Raw genomic sequence first — 18464 nt, forward strand, 5'->3', positions numbered from 1 at the left:
ACTCCGGCGGTCGTACGGAAAAGGAAGATTGTCTGGTGCGTCGGTTACTCCGCAACCCCGTGCGGCTCGTGCCGTTGGGGTTCCTGGTGCCGATCCTGCTCGGCACCGGGCTGCTGATGACGCGCTGGTCGACCGTCCAGCACCAGCGACCGCCCCTGGTCACCGCGCTGTTCACCGCCACCTCGGCGGTGTCCGTCACCGGCATGGTGGTCACCGACACCCCGAACTACTGGTCCGGCGGCGGCCTGTTGGTGATCACCCTGCTCACGCAGCTCGGCGGTCTCGGCATCCTCACCGTCGCGGCGCTTGTCATCCTGGTGGTCTCCCGTCAGCTCGGCCTGCGCAACCGGCTGCTGGTGCAGGCCGAGACGGCGGAGTTCGGCGTTGGAGACGTGACCCGGCTGCTGAGCCGGATCGCGGCGACCGTCTTCGCCTGCGAGGCGGTGATGACGGCGCTGGTCGCCGGCCGCCTCTGGTGGGCGTACGACTACCCGCCCGGCCGGGCCCTCTGGTCGGGGGTGTTCCACTCCGTCCAGGCGTTCAACAACGGTGGGTTCGCGCTCTACTCGGACGGCCTGCTGGCCTTCGACCGTGATCCGTGGGTGTCGCTGCCGTTGGCGTTCGGCGCCATCGTCGGCGGTCTCGGGTTCCCCGCCCTGTTCGAGGCGGTGCGCGAGTGGCGCAGGCCGGCGGGCTGGGCGGTCGCGACCAAGCTGACGATCTGGGGCAGCGTGGCGCTGCTGCTGCTCGGCTTCGTCGGTCTGCTCGCCGCCGAGTGGACCAACGCCAGCACCATCGGCCCGTACGACGCCGCCGGGAAGACGCTCGCGTCGTTCACGCAGATCGCGTTGAGCCGGACGGGCGGGTTCAGTGTCCTGCACATCGCCGACCTGCAGGAGGAGAGCTACCCGCTGCTCATCGTCCTGATGTTCATCGGTGGCGGGAGCGCCAGCACGGCCGGCGGCATCAAGGTGTCCACGTTCTTCCTGCTGGCGTTCACCATCTGGGCGGAGCTGCGCGGGGAGCCCGATGTGACGGTCGGGCACCGCCGGGTGGCCACCGCCAGCCAACGGCAGGCCGTCACCGTCGCTCTGCTGAGCGTCGCGCTGGTCACCGCCGGGACGATGCTCCTGCTGCTGCTCACCGAGGGCGTGCGGTTCGTCGCGGTGCTGTTCGAGGTCACGTCCGCGTTCAGCACCACCGGGCTGACCATCGGCCTGGCCGGCGAACTGCCGAGCAGTGGTCAGGTGGTGCTGACGGTGTTGATGTTCATCGGTCGGGTCGGGCCGCTCACCCTCGGGTCGGCGATCGCCTTGAACACCCGACGCCGGCTCTACCGCTATCCCCAGGAACAGCCGATTGTCGGCTAGCGACGAGGAGGTCGAGGTGTCGACGAGACGAGCGGACGGCGGTGGCGTCGTCGTGATCGGGCTGGGCCGGTTCGGCTGTCACCTGGCCGGGTCCCTCGCCCGGATGGAACGCGAGGTGTTGGCCGTCGACCGCAATCCGGACCAGGTGCAGCGCTTCTCGGCCCAGCTCGACCGGGTGGTGCAGGCGGACGCGACGGAGGAGGGGGCGTTGCGGCAGCTCGGCGTCGCGAGTTTCGGTCGGGCCGTGGTGGCCATCGGGGCGTCGGTGGAGGCGAGCGTGCTCACCGTGCTGGCGCTTGTCGAGCTGGGTCTGCCGCAGATCTGGGCCCGCGCCACGTCGCAGAAGCACGCCAAGATCCTGTCGTCCGTCGGCGCGCACCATGTGATCTTCCCGGAGGCGGAGACCGGTGACCGGGTGGCGCACCTGATCGTCAGTCGGCTGCTCGATTTCATCGAGTTCGACGACGACTTCGCGATCGCCACCGTCCGGGTTCCGCCGTCCCTGGTCGGTCGGACACTGCACGACCTGCGTCCGCACGAGCGCGACGGGGTCCGGGTGATCGGCGCGAAGGTGCCGGGCGAGCGTTTCCGGTACGCCTCGGACGACACGGCGCTCGTGGACGGCGGAGTACTTGTCGTGGAGGGCGGGATAGACCAGGTGCAGCGGTTCGCGGGGCGGCGCTGACACCTCACTTCGGGTGGCGCGCGTGCCCCTCAGGCGCTGTCACCCTTTTCCCGGACCACCCGGCCCCTTGCCCTTGTTCGCCTTCGGCGCCTTCGGCTGCTCGGGTGCCTTCGGTGGCGCGGGTGCCTTCGGAGCGACCTTGGTGGTGGTCTTCGTCGTCTTCTTCGGTGCGGCCTTGGTCGGGGCGACCTTGACGGCCGGGGCGGTGGACGGGACCGACCCGGCCACCCCGGAGACGCGTACCCCGCAGGTCGCGTCGCCGAGCCGGAACTCCACCGGCAGCGGGTTCGCCCCGGTGTACGTACCGGCCAGGGTCAGCTTCTCGGCCGCGCCGGGCGCCAGCGTCTTGCCCTGCGCCGCGGGGCGAATCTGCACCGCGCCGCCCTGCTGCTGCGCCGGGGCGGGCTCGGCCTTGGTCACCTTCTGCTGGCCGGGGAACGTGAAGCTCATCGTCCAGTCGCTCAGCGCCCGGTCGCCGGTGTTGGTCAGGGTCAGTTCCGCGGTGAAGTCCTTGCCGGAGTCGGTGCGCAGCGCGTACGCCACCTCGCAGGGCGCCTTCTCCGGCAGACCCATCCGCGCCTCGGTGGTGGGCCGGTCCTGGCCGCTGGCCGGGCTGCGGGAGGTGAGCCCCCACATCGCCCCGGTGACCGCGATCAACCCGACGGCTGCTACCCCGGCCTCCACCCGCCGACGCCGGTTCGCCTGCCGGATGCGGCCTCGCCGGGTCCGCGACAGCGGAAGAGCGTCCGTCTCCGCCGACCAGGGCAGGATCGTGGTGCCCGCGTTGGCCAGCGCGGCGGGGTCCAGCGGACCGCCCGCCGGTGAGACCGGTACCGCCGCCAGCATTCCGGCCGCCTCGGCGAGGGTCCGGGCCAGCTCGGCGGTGGCCGGCCGGTCGGCGGGACGCTTGGCGAGGCAGCGCCGGACCAGGTCGGTCACCTCGTCGGGCAGCCCGGGCACCGGCGGCATCGGCTCCGGGTCGTTGTACATGTGTGCCCGCAGCATCTGGGTGGTCGTGGTCGCCTCCCACGGCAACCGACCGGTGAGCATCCGGTAGAGCAGCAGCCCCACGGCGTACACGTCGGTGGCCGGGGACACCTGGCCGTTGTCCAGCCGCTCCGGCGCGAGGTACGCGGGCGTGCCCAGCAACGCGCCGTCCGGCCCCTTCTCGCTCTCGCCCACCAGCGCGGAGATCCCGAAGTCGACCACCTTCACCCCGGTCGGGGTGAGCATGACGTTGCCCGGGGTGACGTCGCGGTGCACGACCCCACGGCTGTGCGCGGTGGCCAGCGCGGAGCTGACCTCCGCGCCGATCGTCACCGCCTCACGCCACGGCAGCCGCAGTTCGCGGCCGAGCCGGGTCGCCAGCGAACCGCCGTCGACCAGTTCCATCACGACGTACGGCACGGTCAGGCCGACCTGGTGGGACTCGCCGTAGTCGTACACGTTGGTGATGTTGGGATGGCAGAGCCGCGCGGCGGCCTGCGCCTCGACGCGGATGCGGTGCCGGAAGGCCCGGTCGGTGGCCAGCCGTGACGCCAACACCTTCACCGCGACCTGGCGACCCAGCACCTCGTCGTAACCGCGCCAGACCACCGACATGCCACCCGCGCCGAGCTGCTCGACGAGCCGATACCGCTCGTCGAGGAGTTGCGCGCCGTTACGGTCCCCACCGCCCATGGTGGCCGTTGTTGCCCACCACGGACCGCTCTACACCTGAAGGATCGGAATCGGTCAGGAATATCACCCGATCAGGCGGTCGCCAGCAGTTGGTCCACCGGCGCGTAGTCGTCGGTCAGCACCATCGCCGTGCCGACGAAATCCGTGAGGTCCGCGCCGGAGAGCAGGCTGACGCTCGCGTCGACCACGTCGAGGCGGGCGCGGACGGCGGCCAGCGGCAGCGGCGCGTCGGAGGCGACGATGAGGAAGTTGCTGCCCCGCTGTTCGGCGAGCGCCTCCGGCGGGGCGATCAGCGCGATGTTCGTGAACTCGGCGGCGACCGTCGCCAGCTCGGCGCGGATGAACCGCAGCGGCGGGTAGTCGATGACGTTCTGCACGTACACCCCGCCGGGGCGGGTCACCCGCCGGATCTCGGCGGCCATCTCCCGGGTCGCCAGGTGCCAGGGCACCACCAGGTGGCCGAACGCGTCGCCGACGACGAGGTCGCGGCTGTCCGCCGGCTCGTCGGCGACCAGCATCCGGGCGTCGCCCACGACCGTCCGCAGCCCTGGGCCCGGGCGTACGCCGAGTTCCCGTTCGCCCAGCTCGACCAGGCCACCGTCGATCTCGAACACCACGTTGTCGGTGCCCGGCCGGGTGGCGGTCAGGTACGTCGGCACGGTGAAGCCGCCGCCGCCCAGGTGCAGGGCGTCCAACCGCTGCCCGGCCGGCGCGGCCACGTCGGCGACCGCGCCGATCCACTTCGTGTACGCGTACTCCAGGTGCCTCGGGTCGGCCAGATCGACGTACGAGTGCTGGGCGGAGTTGAGCAGCAGCATCCGGCCGCTGGGCCGGTTCGGGTCGGTGGTGACACGGGCGCAGTGGTACGCCGTCTCGATGTCGCACGGGTTCGGCGCGATGGTGCTCAGTCCCGCCCCGAGCAGGCCGAGGACGGCCAGCGCTGCGCGGGCCCGGGCCCGACCCGGCAGGTCGGTACGCGTCTGACGGCGCAGGTACCAGCCGAGACCGATACCGACCAGGCCGAGGGAGATCGCCAGCGCCAGCAGGATGACCGTGCTGGGCAGCGCGGCGACCAGCACGAAGCCGGTGAGCAGGGTGGCGGTGATGCCGCCCAGGGTGCCGATGCCGGACAGCCGGCCGACCACCTGGCCGGTCCGGCGCAGGTCGGCGAGCTGGAGCTTCACCACCAGCGGGGTGACCGCCGCCAGCAGCGCCGCCGGCACGAACACGGCGAGTGCCACGAGCAGCAGGATGGCGCTGGCCGCCCCGCCACGGAGCACCTCGCCGGCGTAGCGCACCACGGGCAGGGTGATCGCGGTGGCGATCCCGGCCAGCACCAGGGCGGGTGCCAGCAGGCCGCGCGGGTCGCGCCGGTCGGCCAACCAGCCGCCGGACCACGCGCCGTAGGCGATCGCGGCGAGCGCGATGCCGATGACCGAACTGGTCACCTGGAGGGTCACTCCGACGTACGGGCCGACCAGGCGCAGCGCGACCGTCTCCAGCACCAGCACAGCACCGCTGGCGAAGAAGACCAGGAAGGCGGCCAGGCCGTTGGGCAGCGCCCCGCCGGTGACCGGCACGGGCGGAGCTTCGGGAGCCGCTACGTCGGACGATGGGAAACTCATCGTCGCGATGGTACGCAGCGAAGCTGCCGCTCCGGGTCAGTACATCGAGAGATGAACATGGTTCGTGTGCGATGCGGCGGGACTGCCGCTGCCACTGTAGGCACGCCACCCGGTGCCGGGATGCCAGATCTGCCGGTACCAGATCACGTAGAGCACACCCAGACGCTCGGCGTTGCGGACGTGCCAGGCGGCCAGGCTGTCCCCGTACGCCTTGTCGCCGCCGGTCGCGTTCTTGTCCTCGAAGCCGTTCGTGGCGGCCGAGAAGTCGCAGGCCCGACCCTTCGGATGCTCGCCACCGCCACCGCTGCGCTTGCAGGAGACGTGCCGCTTGTAGCCGGCCGCCTGGGTCTCCTTGAGCGCGTGCAGGGTGCGCGGGGTGATGCATCCCGAGGTCGTCGGGTCCTTCACCGAGCAGGACTCCGACGGCCACGAGCCGTCGGAGTTCCGTGGCGCCGGCTTTGCCGAGGACGAGCTGCCGCCGCTGAACCCGCTGCTGCCGCCCGAGCTGACCTCGGCCAGCGCCGCCTCGGCCTCCTTCTTCTTCTTGGCCATGACGGCGAGTTGCTTCTGCTGCTCACGGACCTCGGTGTCGATGGCGATCTTGGCCTGTTGGGCCTGCTGCCGGGCCTCGGTGAGATCACGCAACCGCTTGCTGTCCCGCTGGGCCATCAGGTCCAGGTCGGCCGCCCGTTGCAGGAACGCCTGCGGAGTCGCCGTGTTGAGCAGCATCGCCGTCGGGGTGAGCCGACCCGCCCGGTACGACTGCGCGGCCACCTCGCCGACCTGGGCGGTCAACCCGACCAGGCGAACCTCGACGGCCTTCAGCTCGCCGTTCAACGCCGTCTGCCGCCGCTTGGAGTTGTCCAGCTTGGCCTTGGCCTCGATGTGGCCCTTGGCGGTCAGTTCCAGCGCGTCCCGCAACTTCTTGGTGCCGCCCTCGTCCGGCTCCGCCGATGCGGGCACACCTGGAGCGAGCACCAGTGCCAGGGCGGCGAGCAGAGGGAGCAGTACGCGGCGAACGCGCGGCTGACTGAGCCTGGTGGTGGGCACGAAAGCGTCCTTCCGTCGACCGCCGGCCCCCGGTGAACTCTGCGCGGCGGCGTCCCCGCCGGCGCCGGGCGGCGGCCTGCTGGCGGAGACCGCCGGTCACGATACCGGAACGCGCGCCGGTGACCAGTCCCGCGACCGCCCACCGGCCCCGGTGTCGACGCAGCGTGCCGGCGTCGTAGCGCGCCGCACGCGAGGGCTCCGGTTCAGGAGCTGAGCAACGCCTCGTGGACCTGGGCCCAGACCTGTTCGTTGGCCGCGACGAGCAACCCGCGACCCTCGTCGGCCGGGTGGTAGTCCACGCCGTCGAACCGGCGCGCCACGCCACCGGCCGCGCGCACCAGCAGGCTGCCCGGGGCATGGTCCCAGGGCAGGGTGCGCCAGAAGAGGGCGAACTGCTGCTCGCCGGTGAGGATGTCCAGGTACTCCCGGCCGGCGCAGTGCTGGCCGGGCAGCAGCTCGCCGAGCCGTCGACCACCGGCACGGACCCGGTCGCGGGCCTCCGGCGGCAGGAAATGCGTCATCGCCACGCCGCGAATGTCGCCCAGGGACGGCACGACGTCGGCGGTGCCGACCGGCTGGCCGTTGAGCAGGGTGCCCTCGTCGGCAAGGCCGGCGGCAAGCGTCCCCGCCATCGGGTCGAGGATCCAGCCCGCCTTCGGCCGCCCGTCGGTCAGCAGGGCGACCATCAGGGCGAACGGTCGGCGGCCGGCGGCGAAGTTGGCCGTGCCGTCGACCGGGTCGACCAGCCACACGTCCCCGGTGTCGCGCAGGTGGCCCAGCAGCTCCGGGTCGTCGGCGACGCCCTCCTCACCCACCACCACCGAGCCCGGCCGAAGCCGACGCAGCCCGGCGGAGATCAGCTCCTCGGCGCGACGGTCGGCGACGGTGACCACCTCGCCGGGCGCCTTCTCCGACACGTCGTCGTCGTCGAGCTTGCGGAACAGCGGCAGCACGACCTGGTCGGCGGCCTCCGAGAGGAGGTCGCCGACGTCGTCGAGCAGGGTGTCAGCCACGCGGCGGCAACTTGACCACGCTGACGAAGAACTCGTCGATCTGCCGGACCACCGAGATGAAGCGCTCGAAGTCGACCGGCTTGGTCACGTAGGCGTTGGCGTGCAGCTGGTAGCTGCGCAGGATGTCCTCGTCGGCCTGGGAGGTGGTGAGGACGACCACCGGGATCCGGCGCAGTTCCTCGTCCTTTTTGATCTCTTCCAGCACCTCCCGCCCGTCCCGGCGCGGCAGGTTGAGGTCGAGCAGGATCAGGTCGGGCGCCACGGCGTCCGCGTACTGACCCTCGCGCCGCAGGTAGGCCAGCGCCTCGGCACCGTCGGAGACGACGGTCAGCCGGTTGCGCAGCTTGTGCTCCTCGAACGCCTCCTGGGTCATCAACACGTCACCCGGGTCGTCCTCGACCAGCAGGACCTCGATCGGGCTCTTGCCGTCCGCCGGCGCGGTCATCCCACCGTCTCCCTCATGTCACCCGTTCTACCGCCTTCCGGCGGCCCGTCGGCCCGGTCCGGCTGGTCCGCCCCGGCGGAGTGCTCCGACAGCGCGGGAGAAGCCCCGTCCGCGGGCGTCACGTCGCCCGCCGAGCCGTCCTGCGGTTCCTCGACCGGTTCGCCGGCGGCAGCCGCCTCCACGTCCTCCGGACGCGCCGGGAGCGTGAACCGGATGGCGGTGCCCTCCGGCACGTCGGTGTCCACCCACACCCGCCCGCCGTGATATTCCACGATCTTCTTGACGATCGCCAACCCGATGCCGGTGCCCGGGTACGCGTCCTTCGAGTGCAGCCGCTGGAAGATCACGAAGATCTTGTCGGCGAACTCGGGCTCGATGCCGATGCCGTTGTCCTGGCAGCTGATCTCCCACTCGGCGTCGACCAACCGAGCCGAGATGTGCACCTTCGGCGGCAGGTCCGGACGGCGGAACTTGATCGAGTTGCTGACCAGGTTGGCCAGCAGGTTCGTGAGCAGCGGCTCCTCGCCACGGATCACCGGCAACCCGGTCCAGGTCAGCTCCGCGTCCGCGTACTGCCGGGCAGCCTCGGTCTGGCCGGCCACGTCGCCCATCACCTTGTTCAGGTCGACGTCCACGAAGCCGGTGGTGAGCCGGCCGATCCGGGAGAACGCGAGCAGGTCGTTGATCAGTCGCTGCATCCGCTGCGCGCCGTCCACCGCGAAGGCGATGTACTGGTCGGCCCGCTCGTCGAGCTGCCCGGCGTAGCGGCGCTGGAGCAACTGGCAGAAGCTGGCCACCTTGCGCAGCGGCTCCTGCAGGTCGTGGGACGCCACGTACGCGAACTGCTCCAGGTCACGGTTGGACCGGGTCAGCTCCTCGGCCTGCTTCTGGAGCTGGCTGTTGACCCACTCGATGCGTTCGCGGGCCTCCCGCACCTCGGCCAGGTCGGAGGCGATCTTCTGGCGCATCGCGTCCACGTCGTCGCCGAGCTGGATGAACTCCGGTGGGCCGACGGTGGCGACGCGGTGCTGGTAGTCGCCCGCGGCGACCTCGCGAACCTGGTCGGCGAGGCCGGTCAGGGGCCGGACCACCATCCGGTCCAGCGAGAGCAGCAGCACCGCGCCGGCCACGACGACCACCAGGGCCGCAATGATCAGCAGTACGACGAGCACGTTGCTGCTGTTGCGGACGTCCGCGGCGGACTGCTCCCGAGCGTCCAGGATCTCCTTCTGCAGGTCGTCGACGGCCGACCTGACCTGGTCGAACCGCTGCCGGGCCTGCTCGGTGACGAGCGCCTGACCGGCCCGGGTGCCCTCGCGCTCCGTCGTGGTGATCACCGGCTCGGCGACGGTCTCCCGCCACTGCGCCGAACGCTCCTCAACGGTCCGCAGCTCCTGACCGATCTGCGGGTAGTCGTGCAGCAGGGCCCGCATCCCGGCGACGGTGACCTTCTCCTGTTCGAGGCCCGCGTCGTACGGACCCAGGTCGGCCGGGTCACCGCTGACCGCGTACCCGCGCACCGCCGTCTCCTGGTCGAGCACCGCGTTGAGCAGTTCCTGCGACTGCACCCGCAGCGGCCCGGTCTGGTTCAGGATCGCGTCGATCTGGGTGCGGTTGCGGGCGGCCATGGCCGCCTCCGCGACGGCCAGACCGATCAGCAGCACACCCACAACGGTGAGCAGCGTGATGACCCGGCGGCGCAGACTCCAGCCGCCGACCATCGGCGTCACCGGCCACCACCGCGGCTGACCAGCAGCATCGCCACGTCGTCGGCGAGCGGACCACCGTTGATCTGCTCGGCCCGGCCCACCAGCCAGGCGGGCAGCTCGGGCAGCGACACCTCCCGGTTGGCGGGCTCGTCGAGCAGCCCACTCAGGCCCGGCACGTCGAGCCGTTCGTTGCCCGTGCCCACCCGTCCCTCGATCAGGCCGTCCGTGTACATCAGCAGGGACCAGTCATCGGTGTCGAACTCCAGGTCGAAGGCGATCGGCCGGCGGGGTCGTACGCCCAGCAGCAGGCCGCCGGGGGCGGGCACCGGGACGACCCGGCCGCCGGAGAGCAGCAGCGGCGGCGGGTGCCCGGCGAGTCGGACGGTGGCCCGGTTGGCGTCCAGGTCGAGTCGGGTGGTGGCCACCGTCGCGAAGATCTCCTGAAGGCGGCGCTCACTCATCAGCACCTGTTCCAGGGCGGGCAGCACCTCGTCGTCCGGCACCCCGGCGAGCACGAGGGCCCGCCAGGCCACCCGCAGTTCCACACCGAGCGCGGCCTCGTCCACCCCGTGCCCGCAGACGTCCCCGACGATCAGGTCGAGCCGGTCCGGACGGGTCTGCACCACGTCGAAGAAGTCCCCGCCGATCAGCGCGGCGTGCCGGCCCGGCCGGTAGAAGGTGTGTACCGCCACCTGGTCGGTCGTCATCAGCGGCTGCGGCAGCAGGCCGCGTTCGAGGCGGGCCGACTCGGCCTGGCGCAGCTCGACCTCGCGCAGCCGGCGGGCGTTCTCGTCGGCGCGCTTACGCTCGACCGCGTAGCGCAGCGCCCGGGTCAGCAGCACCCCGTCCACCTGGCCCTTGACCAGGTAGTCCTGTGCGCCCTCGGCGACCGCCACGACGCCCAGGTGCTCGTCCGAACGGCCGGTCAGGACGCAGACCGCCGCGCCGCTGGACATCTCCAGCACCTGACGCAGCCCGTCCAGCCCCTGGGCGTCCGGCAGGCCCAGGTCGAGCAGGACGCAGTCCACGTCGCCGATCCGCTGCCGTGCCTCCCGGAGGCTGGTGGCGACCAGCAGGTCGATCATCGAGTTCGTCTCGGCGAGCAGCTCACCGACCAGGAAGGCGTCGCCCTCGTCGTCCTCCACCAGCAGCACCCGCAGCCGCTCGCCGGGCGGCAGGTTGCCGTGCCGCGCCAGCCCGCCGTGCGGGTACGGCACGACAGGGGAGCCGGCCAGGCCGCCTCCCCGGTGGGGCCGGGTCACCGCCGCGAGACGCGGGAGTTCGCTGGTGATGTCGGGCTCCTTCCGAGTGCCCTGCTGATCCTGTATTAGACAACGGTCGCACACAACACGATGGCCGCGGCACGGGGCGGGGATGGGCAGGATCACTGCCGTCGGGGGGAATCGGGGACCGAGCGGACGCGACGATCCGGGTACGCCCGGCCATCCCCCTCCCACCCGCCGACCGGCAGGATGGTGCCACCCCCAGGCCCCACCACCTTCGAGGAGTTCGGATGGGCGCACCCCCCACCCCCGTCACGGCGGACGTACCGCTCAAGGCACCTCCGCGCGTACCCCCTGCCGACCGCGCGCTGACCCGACCGCGACGGCGCCTTGCGGCCGCCGCGGCGGCGCTGGTCGCGCTGGCGGCCGTCGGCGCCGGCAGCCTGCTCGACCTGCGGACCCCGGCGCCACGGCCGGCGGACGCGCCGACGGGCGAGTTCAGCGCCGCCCGGGCGTACGCGGACGTCCAGGTGATCGCGGCCCGGTCGCACGTCGCCGGGAGCCCCGCCAACGAGCAGGTTCGCGCGCACGTCGAGCAGAAGCTGCGCGGCCTGGGCCTGGAGACGCAGGTGCAGGACACCGTCGCGCCGGAGGCCGGCCAGCTCAGTGGGGCGGCCGGCGGCGCGACCTTCGCCCGGGTCCGCAACGTGGTGGCCCGGCTGCCCGGGACGGATCCGACGGGTCGGGTGTTCCTGGTCGCCCACTACGACTCGGTGCAGACCGGACCGGGCGGCAACGACGACGCGGCCGGCACCTCGGCCATCCTCGAGGTGGCCCGCGCGCTGTCCACCGGCCCACGGCCCCGCAACGACGTCGTCTTCGTGCTGACGGACGCCGAGGAGGCGTGCCTCTGCGGCGCGGCGGCGTTCGCCGCGAGCAACCCGCTCGCCGCCGACGGCGGCGTGGTGCTCAACCTCGAGGCGCGCGGTTCCACCGGTCCGGTGATCATGTTCGAGACCTCGAAGAACAACGCGAAGCTGGTGGACGTCTTCGGTCGGGCCGCACCCCACCCGGTGGGCACCTCGTTCGCGGTGGAGATCTATCGGGCGCTGCCCAACGACACCGACTTCACCGCCTTCCTCGACCAGAAGTTCGTCGGGTTGAACTCGGCCTACATCGACGGCGGCGCGATCTACCACACGCCGCTGGACACGCCGGCCGCCATGGACCGGGGCAGCCTCCAGCAGCACGGGGACAACGCGCTGGGCCTGGCCCGGGAGTTCGGTGCGGTCGACCTGACCGACCTGCGCTCCGGGCACGACGCCACCTACTTCCCACTGCCGGGCGGGTTGGCCCGCTACCCGGGCTGGCTCGTCCTGCCGCTGGCCCTGCTCGCGGTGCTCGCGGTAGCGGCGCTGGGTTGGTTGACCCGCCGCAGCGGACGGGCCAGCACCGGCCGACTGGTCGCCGGTTTCGGCCTCGCCCTCGTACCGATCGTGGCCGCGCCGGTCGCCGCCCAACTGCTCTGGTTGGCGATCACCACGATCCGGCCGGGCTACGCGGAGCTGCTCGACCCGTACCGCCCGATCTGGTACCGGATGGCCGTGCTGGCGCTCGCCACCGCGATCGTCTTCACCTGGTACGCGCTGACCCGCCGCCGGATCGGCCCGGCCGCGCTGGCCGTGGGCGGTCTGGCCTGGCTGGCCCTGCTCGGGGTGCTGCTCGCCGTGGCGGTACCCGGCGGGGCGTACCTGACCACCCTGCCGGCCCTGGCCGGCGCCCTCGGCGGCCTGGTCGCGCTGCGTACCCGGCAGACCGGGCCGTGGCCGGTGGTGGCGGTGACGGCCGCCGCCGCGGTCGGCGTCGTGATCCTCCTGCCGACGGTGGTACTGCTCTTCCCCGCGCTGGGGATGGCGATGGGCGGGGTGGCCGCGCTTGTCGCGGTGCTGCTCGGCCTGACCGCGCTACCGGTGGTCGACCTGCTGCATCCGCAGGCCGGCGGGCAGCGCGGCCTACTGGCGCTGCGGGCCCGGCGACGCGCCGCGCTGCCGGCCGGCGCCGCCGCCGTGGCGGCGGTGGTGCTCGCCGGGGTCGGGCTGGTCGTGGACCGCTTCGACGCCGCCCATCCCGCGCCCACCCACCTGATGTACGCCATGGACGCCGGCACCGGGCAGGCCCGCTGGCTGAGCCACGAGACCGACCCGCAGCCGTGGACGGACGGCTACGTCGACGGGGTGGCCAGCGTGGCGGACGACTTCCCCGGCCTCGGCGACGGTGAGCTGCGGGTCGGCCCGGCCCAGGCGGCCAGCCTGCCGGCGCCGAAGCTCGACGTGCTGGCCGACACCAGTGCCGGCGGTGAACGCACGCTGCGGCTGCGCCTCACTCCGCAGCGGGCGGTCCGCCTCGCCACCCTGCACGTCGACACGACGACCGCCACCGTGCTGCGCGCCGAGGTCGCCGGGCGCGCGGCGCCGGTGGAGCCGCGCGCGGGCAGGTGGGGGTTCGGTCTGGTCTTCCACGCCCCGCCACCGGAGGGCGTCGAGGTCACGCTGACGCTGCGACCGATCGCCGCGCAGGTGGCGCTGCGGGCGATGGACGCCAGCGACGGGCTGGACGCGCTGCCCGGCTTCCGGCCCCGGCCGCCGGCCGTCGGTGTCGTGGGGTCGCACAGCTCCGAGATGCTGGCCGTCGCCCGCACATATCCGATCTGAGAAAGACAAACCGGTGGTTCGGCGGCCGATGCGTGTCGCCGAACCACCGGTTTGTGAATCGTGTTTCCGTCAGTTCACCGGTTCGGGTTGACCGGAGCCGATACGCCGCCACCGGTTTCCGTCGTGATCGGTGAAGGTCAGCTCCACCAGAACGCTGTCGGTCGCCGCGTGCAGCCGACGCGCGGCAGCGACCGTGACGAACAGTTCCGCGCTTTTCCGGCCGTGAATGCGTCCGACCTGTTTCGCGCCGGCGAGGTCGACGGGCGGGCCGTCCGGATCCTCGGACGGCACCAGTCGCGGCAGTACCGTCACATCGAGCACCGGCGCGTCACTCTCGTTGGTCACGGTCACCCGCAGCACCGCGTTGCCCCGGATCTCGGTGACCGTGGAGACCAGCCGGGCCTGGGTGGCCCGGACCCGCATCTCGTCGACGCGACGGGCGCGGATCTCCCGGCGCAGACCGAGGTACACGAAGAGCACACTCGCGATCGAGCCGAGCGCGCCGAACCAGTCCGGCACCGAACCCCAGTCGGCCACATCGTCGTACGGCAACCAGTTCATGCGTCCATCGTGGATGCCCCGCGCGAACGCCGAGGACGGCGGATCGGTTCGAATGGCCGACGAATTGTAAATGGCGGTGTCGATTCCGGTCGGTCGGGTGACCTAAACGGAGAGTGTGCAACCCAGTACGGCGGTGGATACCCTTGCGGTTGACGTAGGGCGGGTGACGACCCCTCCGAATGTCCATCCAGTGGACATGATCTCTTCTGCCACCCGCCGCGCCGCAATTTCGCCACCGAAGGGGGACCGCATTGACTGCGGACGTTCCACCCGAGGATGCGGGCGTGCGCCGGCCGGCCTACGACCGACCGAGCCGCGTCTCCGTCGACCCGCCACTCGGGCGCCTGGACAGCCCACTGCACGGCCGCGACGACCTGATCGACGAGATCATGCATCCGGCGGACACCGACGGGGAAGAGCCGTCGGTGCACATCCTGTGCGGCATGGGCGGCTCCGGCAAGAGTCACGTGGCCCTGGAGATAGCGCGTCGGGCCCGCGCGGACGGCCGTACCGTCTGGTGGGTGCAGGCCGGCCGGCTGAACTCCGGGATGCGCGAGGTGGTCAGCCAGCTCGGCGCGTCCGAGAGCCAGGTCGACCAGGCCTGGTCCGGCATGATCAGCGCCACCGACCTGGTCTGGCGCTACCTCAACCACGCCCGACAGCCGTGGCTGCTGATCTTCGACAGCGCGGACGAGCCCGCCACGCTCGGCCCCACCGACGGCGTGCTCGCCGACGGCACCGGTTGGCTGCGCAGGCCGGAAGCCGAGGACGGCATGGTCCTGGTGACCACCCGGGACGGCAACCGGGCCACCTGGGGCACCTGGTCGACCCTGCACCAGGTGCGTCCACTCGACGCCGATGCCGGAGCGCAGGTGCTCATCGACCGCGCCGGCGCGCAGGCCGGCGGCCTCGACGACGCCCGTGAACTGGCGCGCGACCTGGGCGGGTTGCCACTGGCCCTGCGGGCCGCCGGCAACTACCTGCGGTCGGTCAACGCCAGCCCGGTCTGGCGCGGCTCCTCCACCATCACCGCCTTCGCCGACTACCGCCGGGCGGTGGAACGCCGTTTCCGCGCGCCGCTCGACGCCCCCGACGTCGACCTCGACGAATCACTCGGCCTGGAGATCGTCCGCGAGGTCGACGACATCTCCCTGGACCTGCTGGCCCGCCGCGGGCTCGAGCAGAGCCGGCCGCTGCTCAACGTGCTGGCCTGCCTGAGCATCTCCCCGGTGCCCTACGAGGTGGTCCTCAAGCCGGCCATCCTGGCCGGATCGCCCCTGTTCGAAGGGCTGACCGCCCGGCAGCGGGTGAAGGTGCTGGAGGGCATCGGCGACCTCGCCCTGGTCGACTTCGACGTCCAGGAGGACGTCACCGACCCGGCGTTCGCGCACGTGCTGTCGTTGCACCCGCTGGTGCACGCGATGTTCCGCGACCGCGACGAGGTCCGCGAGCAGATCGCCGAGTACCACGGCGTGGTGATGAAGCTGCTGCTCGCCGCCACCGAGGGCCAGAATCCGGACGATCCGACCGTCTGGTCGAACTGGGACGTACTCGTGCCGCACCTGGTCGAGGCTGTGCGTGAATATCTGGCGCCGAAACACAAGCACGACCCCGAGACGGTACGCCGGGCGCTGGAACTGACCCGGCTCACCGCCCGCTACCTCATCGCCGTCGGCCTGCCCGGTTCGGCCTTCGACATCCTCGACCCGATCGTGCGCGGCTGCGCCTCGTACGACCATGAGCTGGACCGGCCCGAGGTGCTGGCGCTGCGCCACGAGCTGGGCCGCACCTGGCTGGAGCGTAACCAGCCGGAGATGGCCGACCGGGTGCTGCGCGACGTGATCGCCGACCGCACCCGGGTGCTGGGCAGCGGCGACCCCGACACCCTCGCCAGCCGGCACAAACTCGCCAAGGCGATCATGGCGCAGCGTCAGTGGCCGGAGGCCGAGTCGGAACTACGACAGATCGTCGCCGCGGAGCAACAGGTACGCGGCCCCGAGCACTGGGAGACCATGGTCGTGCGGCACAGCCTCGCGCTGGCCGTCCTCGCCCAGCACCGCGCCCCCGAGGCGGAGGAGATGCTGCACGCGGTCCTGGAGGTTCGGTACCGGCGGTGGCCGTCGAACCAGCCGGAAACGTGGCAGGCCCGGCACACGCTGGCCCGATGCCTGCAGGAGCAGGGCCGCCTCGCCGAGGCGGAGGCCGAGCTGCGGGCGACCCTGGCCACCGTGGATCCCCGACACGCCGACCGCAGCGAGGTGCTCGCCATCCGGGCCACCCTCGCCGTGGTGCTCCTGCTCGACGGGAGGGTCGACGAGGCGATCGACGTGTACGAGCGCCTGTTGGCCGACCGACGGCGGCTGCTCGGGGACTTCCACCTGGACACCCTCCAGGTGGAACATGCGCTGCGCCGCCTGCGCAACGGCGGGTGAGGAGTCAGTGGGGCGCTGACGGGCCCAGGTCACTCGGGTCGGTGTTGCCACCGCAGACGATCACCGCGACCCGCTCCCCCGCCCTGGGCACGTACGCCCCGCCGACCAGCGCGGCCAACGCGGCGGAGCCGCCCAACTCGGCGGCGACCCGCAGCTCCGACCAGAGCAGACGACGCGCGCGGGTCAGGTCGTCGTCGCGTACCAGCACCGAGACCACACCGGTACGACGGGCCGTGTCGAAGGCGATCTCGCCGATCCGGCGGGCGCCCAGCGAGTCCGTGGCGATACCGCCCACCTCGATGTCGACGGGCCGGCCCGCCTTCAGGGCGGCGTTCAGGGTGGGGATCTGCTCCGGCTCGACGGCGACGACACGCACCGACCCGTCGAACCAGGTGGCGATGCCGGACACCAGCCCACCGCCACCGACCGCGACCAGCACGGTGTCGACCCCGCCGAGCTGGCGTTCCAACTCCCGGCCCACGGTCCCCTGCCCGGCCACCACCTCCGGCTGGTCGTAGGCGTGCACCACGAGCGCGCCGGTCTCGGCGGCCCGCTCGGTGCTGGCCGCCAACGCCTCGGCGTAGTGCTGACCCACCTGCCGTACCTGCGCGCCCAGGCCGGCCAGCCGCTGCACCTTGACCGGCGAGGCGGTGACCGGCACGAAGACCTCCGCCGGCACGCCCAGCGAACGGGCCGCGTACGCGACGGCGAGGCCGTGGTTGCCCCCCGAGGCGGCGATCACCCCGGCCGACGGCAGCGGCCCCTGGAGCATCCGGTTGAACGCTCCCCGCGGCTTGAACGAACCGGTGTGCTGGTGCAGCTCCAGCTTGAGGCTGAGCAACCCGGGGACGCCCAGGTCGGCGCCGTCGACCGTGATGACCGGCGTCTCCCGGACCCGCCCCTCGACCCGCGCCGCAGCCGCCTCGACGTCGCTTCTGTCCACCATGGGGAAACGCCCTTCACTACGACCAGAGAGCCAGTCGACCGTCGTCGGTGAGCCCGACGAAACATCCTATGGAGATTCGCCGGCCATCCGTCGCCGGACGCACCGTGTGATAGTGGCGCGGGTCGAAGAGGAATCCCTCTCCCAACGTCGGCCGCAACGTCAACGACTGCGTACCGTCGGCCACCGACTCCCGGTAGCCGTACCCGCCGGGGATCCGCAGGTCCTCGTCGTCCGGCTGCCACCGGCGACGCCACAGCACCGTCTCCCCGCCCCTGGGCGGCACCTGGACGTAGATGTTGAACGCCAACTGGGCCACCACCTCGCTGTCGAGCAGCCGGCCGGCGTACTCCCGGACCGCGTCATCGAAGTGCACCTGAAGGCCGGCGTTGATCTCACGGACGATGCCGACATGCATCTGCCGGTCCTGCCGCCGCCCCGACGACACGTCCGGCCAGGCCGCCCGGAACGCGGCCAGGCACAGCTCGCGGGGCGAGTCCGGCAGGCCCAACGTGGACCAGCCCTTCTCCGCGGCGTCGGCCGCCGCCCAGTAGTCCTCGCGCAGCTCCCCACCATCGCGGTGGTCGTTGATGGCCGGGCCGAACTTCGCGACGACGGGAAACACGCGACTCTCGTCGTAGCGGTCCATCTCCGCGCCGGCGAGCGCGGTGGTGATGGCGTGGCAGCAGGCCGCCGGCAGCAGCCCCGGCACCCGGACGGCGGCGATCCGCCCGGCGACCAGACCGGCGACGTCCGCGCGGGTGATCGCTTCGGACTCGACGGCCACGAACAACGGGTCGGTTCTGCTCGGTTGTCGCACGGCGGTCCTCTCGTATCGAAGATCCCTCACCGGACACGTCGCGCCCTGCGGATCCGCGCACCGTGCACCGTGCAATGTAGCGAGCACCGGCAAATCCACCCGTCACCATTGATCGCGACGTATCTGGTGGACACTTTTGGCAGTTCGCGGGCGAGGTGGTGGACGCGCCGTTACCATCGGCCCAGCCGGGGGTACGA

14 protein-coding genes are annotated in these 18464 nt (G+C 72.0%); 4 read left to right on the top strand and 10 right to left on the bottom strand.

Annotation, left to right across the window (positions count from 1 at the left end; all coding sequences use genetic code 11):
• Window positions 1-35 precede the first annotated feature (35 nt).
• Window positions 36-1370, top strand: coding sequence for a potassium transporter TrkG (locus ACIBTX_RS11505; RefSeq protein ID WP_357134389.1), 1335 nt, complete (start codon window positions 36-38; stop codon window positions 1368-1370).
• Window positions 1371-1386: 16 nt separating this feature from the next.
• Window positions 1387-2055: a potassium channel family protein gene (locus ACIBTX_RS11510; protein WP_396832419.1), complete on the top strand. Its 669-nt coding sequence runs from the start codon at window positions 1387-1389 to the stop codon at window positions 2053-2055.
• A gap of 39 nt (window positions 2056-2094) precedes the next feature.
• Here ACIBTX_RS11510 and ACIBTX_RS11515 read toward each other — a convergent pair whose 3' ends face one another.
• The 7 genes from ACIBTX_RS11515 to ACIBTX_RS11545 form a co-directional block, all read right to left on the bottom strand.
• A complete protein-coding gene (locus ACIBTX_RS11515; protein WP_357134390.1) occupies window positions 2095-3735 on the bottom strand; it encodes a serine/threonine-protein kinase in 1641 nt (546 codons plus the stop codon).
• A 71-nt stretch (window positions 3736-3806) separates the two neighbouring features.
• Window positions 3807-5360 (bottom strand): fused MFS/spermidine synthase, encoded by a 1554-nt coding sequence (locus ACIBTX_RS11520; protein ID WP_357134392.1) that lies wholly within the window; start codon window positions 5358-5360, stop codon window positions 3807-3809.
• 36 nt (window positions 5361-5396) lie between these two features.
• Window positions 5397-6368, bottom strand: coding sequence for a coiled-coil domain-containing protein (locus ACIBTX_RS11525; RefSeq protein WP_396800288.1), 972 nt, complete (start codon window positions 6366-6368; stop codon window positions 5397-5399).
• A 245-nt stretch (window positions 6369-6613) separates the two neighbouring features.
• Entirely contained in the window at window positions 6614-7423 is an 810-nt protein-coding gene (locus ACIBTX_RS11530) for an inositol monophosphatase family protein (RefSeq protein ID WP_357134394.1), read from the bottom strand.
• Window positions 7416-7868, bottom strand: coding sequence for a response regulator (locus ACIBTX_RS11535; protein WP_088950306.1), 453 nt, complete (start codon window positions 7866-7868; stop codon window positions 7416-7418). The genes ACIBTX_RS11530 and ACIBTX_RS11535 overlap by 8 nt, the downstream gene beginning before the upstream one ends.
• On the bottom strand, window positions 7865-9589 hold the full coding sequence (locus ACIBTX_RS11540; protein ID WP_357134466.1) for an ATP-binding protein: 1725 nt from the start codon (window positions 9587-9589) through the stop codon (window positions 7865-7867). Before ACIBTX_RS11540 ends, ACIBTX_RS11535 begins: the two co-directional genes overlap by 4 nt.
• Before the next feature lie 5 nt (window positions 9590-9594).
• Window positions 9595-10794 (bottom strand): fused response regulator/phosphatase, encoded by a 1200-nt coding sequence (locus ACIBTX_RS11545; RefSeq protein WP_357134396.1) that lies wholly within the window; start codon window positions 10792-10794, stop codon window positions 9595-9597.
• Between the two features lie 296 nt (window positions 10795-11090).
• On the opposite strand from ACIBTX_RS11545, the gene ACIBTX_RS11550 reads away from it, so the two are divergent.
• Window positions 11091-13511 (top strand): M28 family peptidase, encoded by a 2421-nt coding sequence (locus ACIBTX_RS11550; RefSeq protein ID WP_357134398.1) that lies wholly within the window; start codon window positions 11091-11093, stop codon window positions 13509-13511.
• Between the two features lie 69 nt (window positions 13512-13580).
• On the opposite strand, the gene ACIBTX_RS11555 is transcribed toward ACIBTX_RS11550, so the two are convergent.
• A complete protein-coding gene (locus tag ACIBTX_RS11555) occupies window positions 13581-14072 on the bottom strand; it encodes a hypothetical protein (protein ID WP_357134400.1) in 492 nt (163 codons plus the stop codon).
• A 284-nt stretch (window positions 14073-14356) separates the two neighbouring features.
• Here ACIBTX_RS11555 and ACIBTX_RS11560 point away from each other — a divergent pair, with 284 nt between their 5' ends.
• A complete protein-coding gene (locus ACIBTX_RS11560; protein ID WP_357172287.1) occupies window positions 14357-16504 on the top strand; it encodes a tetratricopeptide repeat protein in 2148 nt (715 codons plus the stop codon).
• Window positions 16505-16508: 4 nt separating this feature from the next.
• On the opposite strand, the gene ACIBTX_RS11565 is transcribed toward ACIBTX_RS11560, so the two are convergent.
• Together ACIBTX_RS11565 and ACIBTX_RS11570 are read right to left on the bottom strand one after the other, a co-directional pair.
• Window positions 16509-17450, bottom strand: a complete 942-nt coding sequence (locus ACIBTX_RS11565; protein WP_357172288.1) for a threonine/serine dehydratase — start codon at window positions 17448-17450, stop codon at window positions 16509-16511.
• A 16-nt stretch (window positions 17451-17466) separates the two neighbouring features.
• The gene (locus ACIBTX_RS11570) at window positions 17467-18267 is read right to left on the bottom strand and encodes a hypothetical protein (RefSeq protein ID WP_357134406.1); all 801 of its coding nucleotides are present in this window, start codon (window positions 18265-18267) and stop codon (window positions 17467-17469) included.
• Window positions 18268-18464: the final 197 nt, after the last annotated feature.

The sequence above is a fragment of the Micromonospora sp. NPDC049359 genome (genome assembly GCF_044466585.1).
In the GTDB taxonomy this organism is placed as follows: domain Bacteria; phylum Actinomycetota; class Actinomycetes; order Mycobacteriales; family Micromonosporaceae; genus Micromonospora.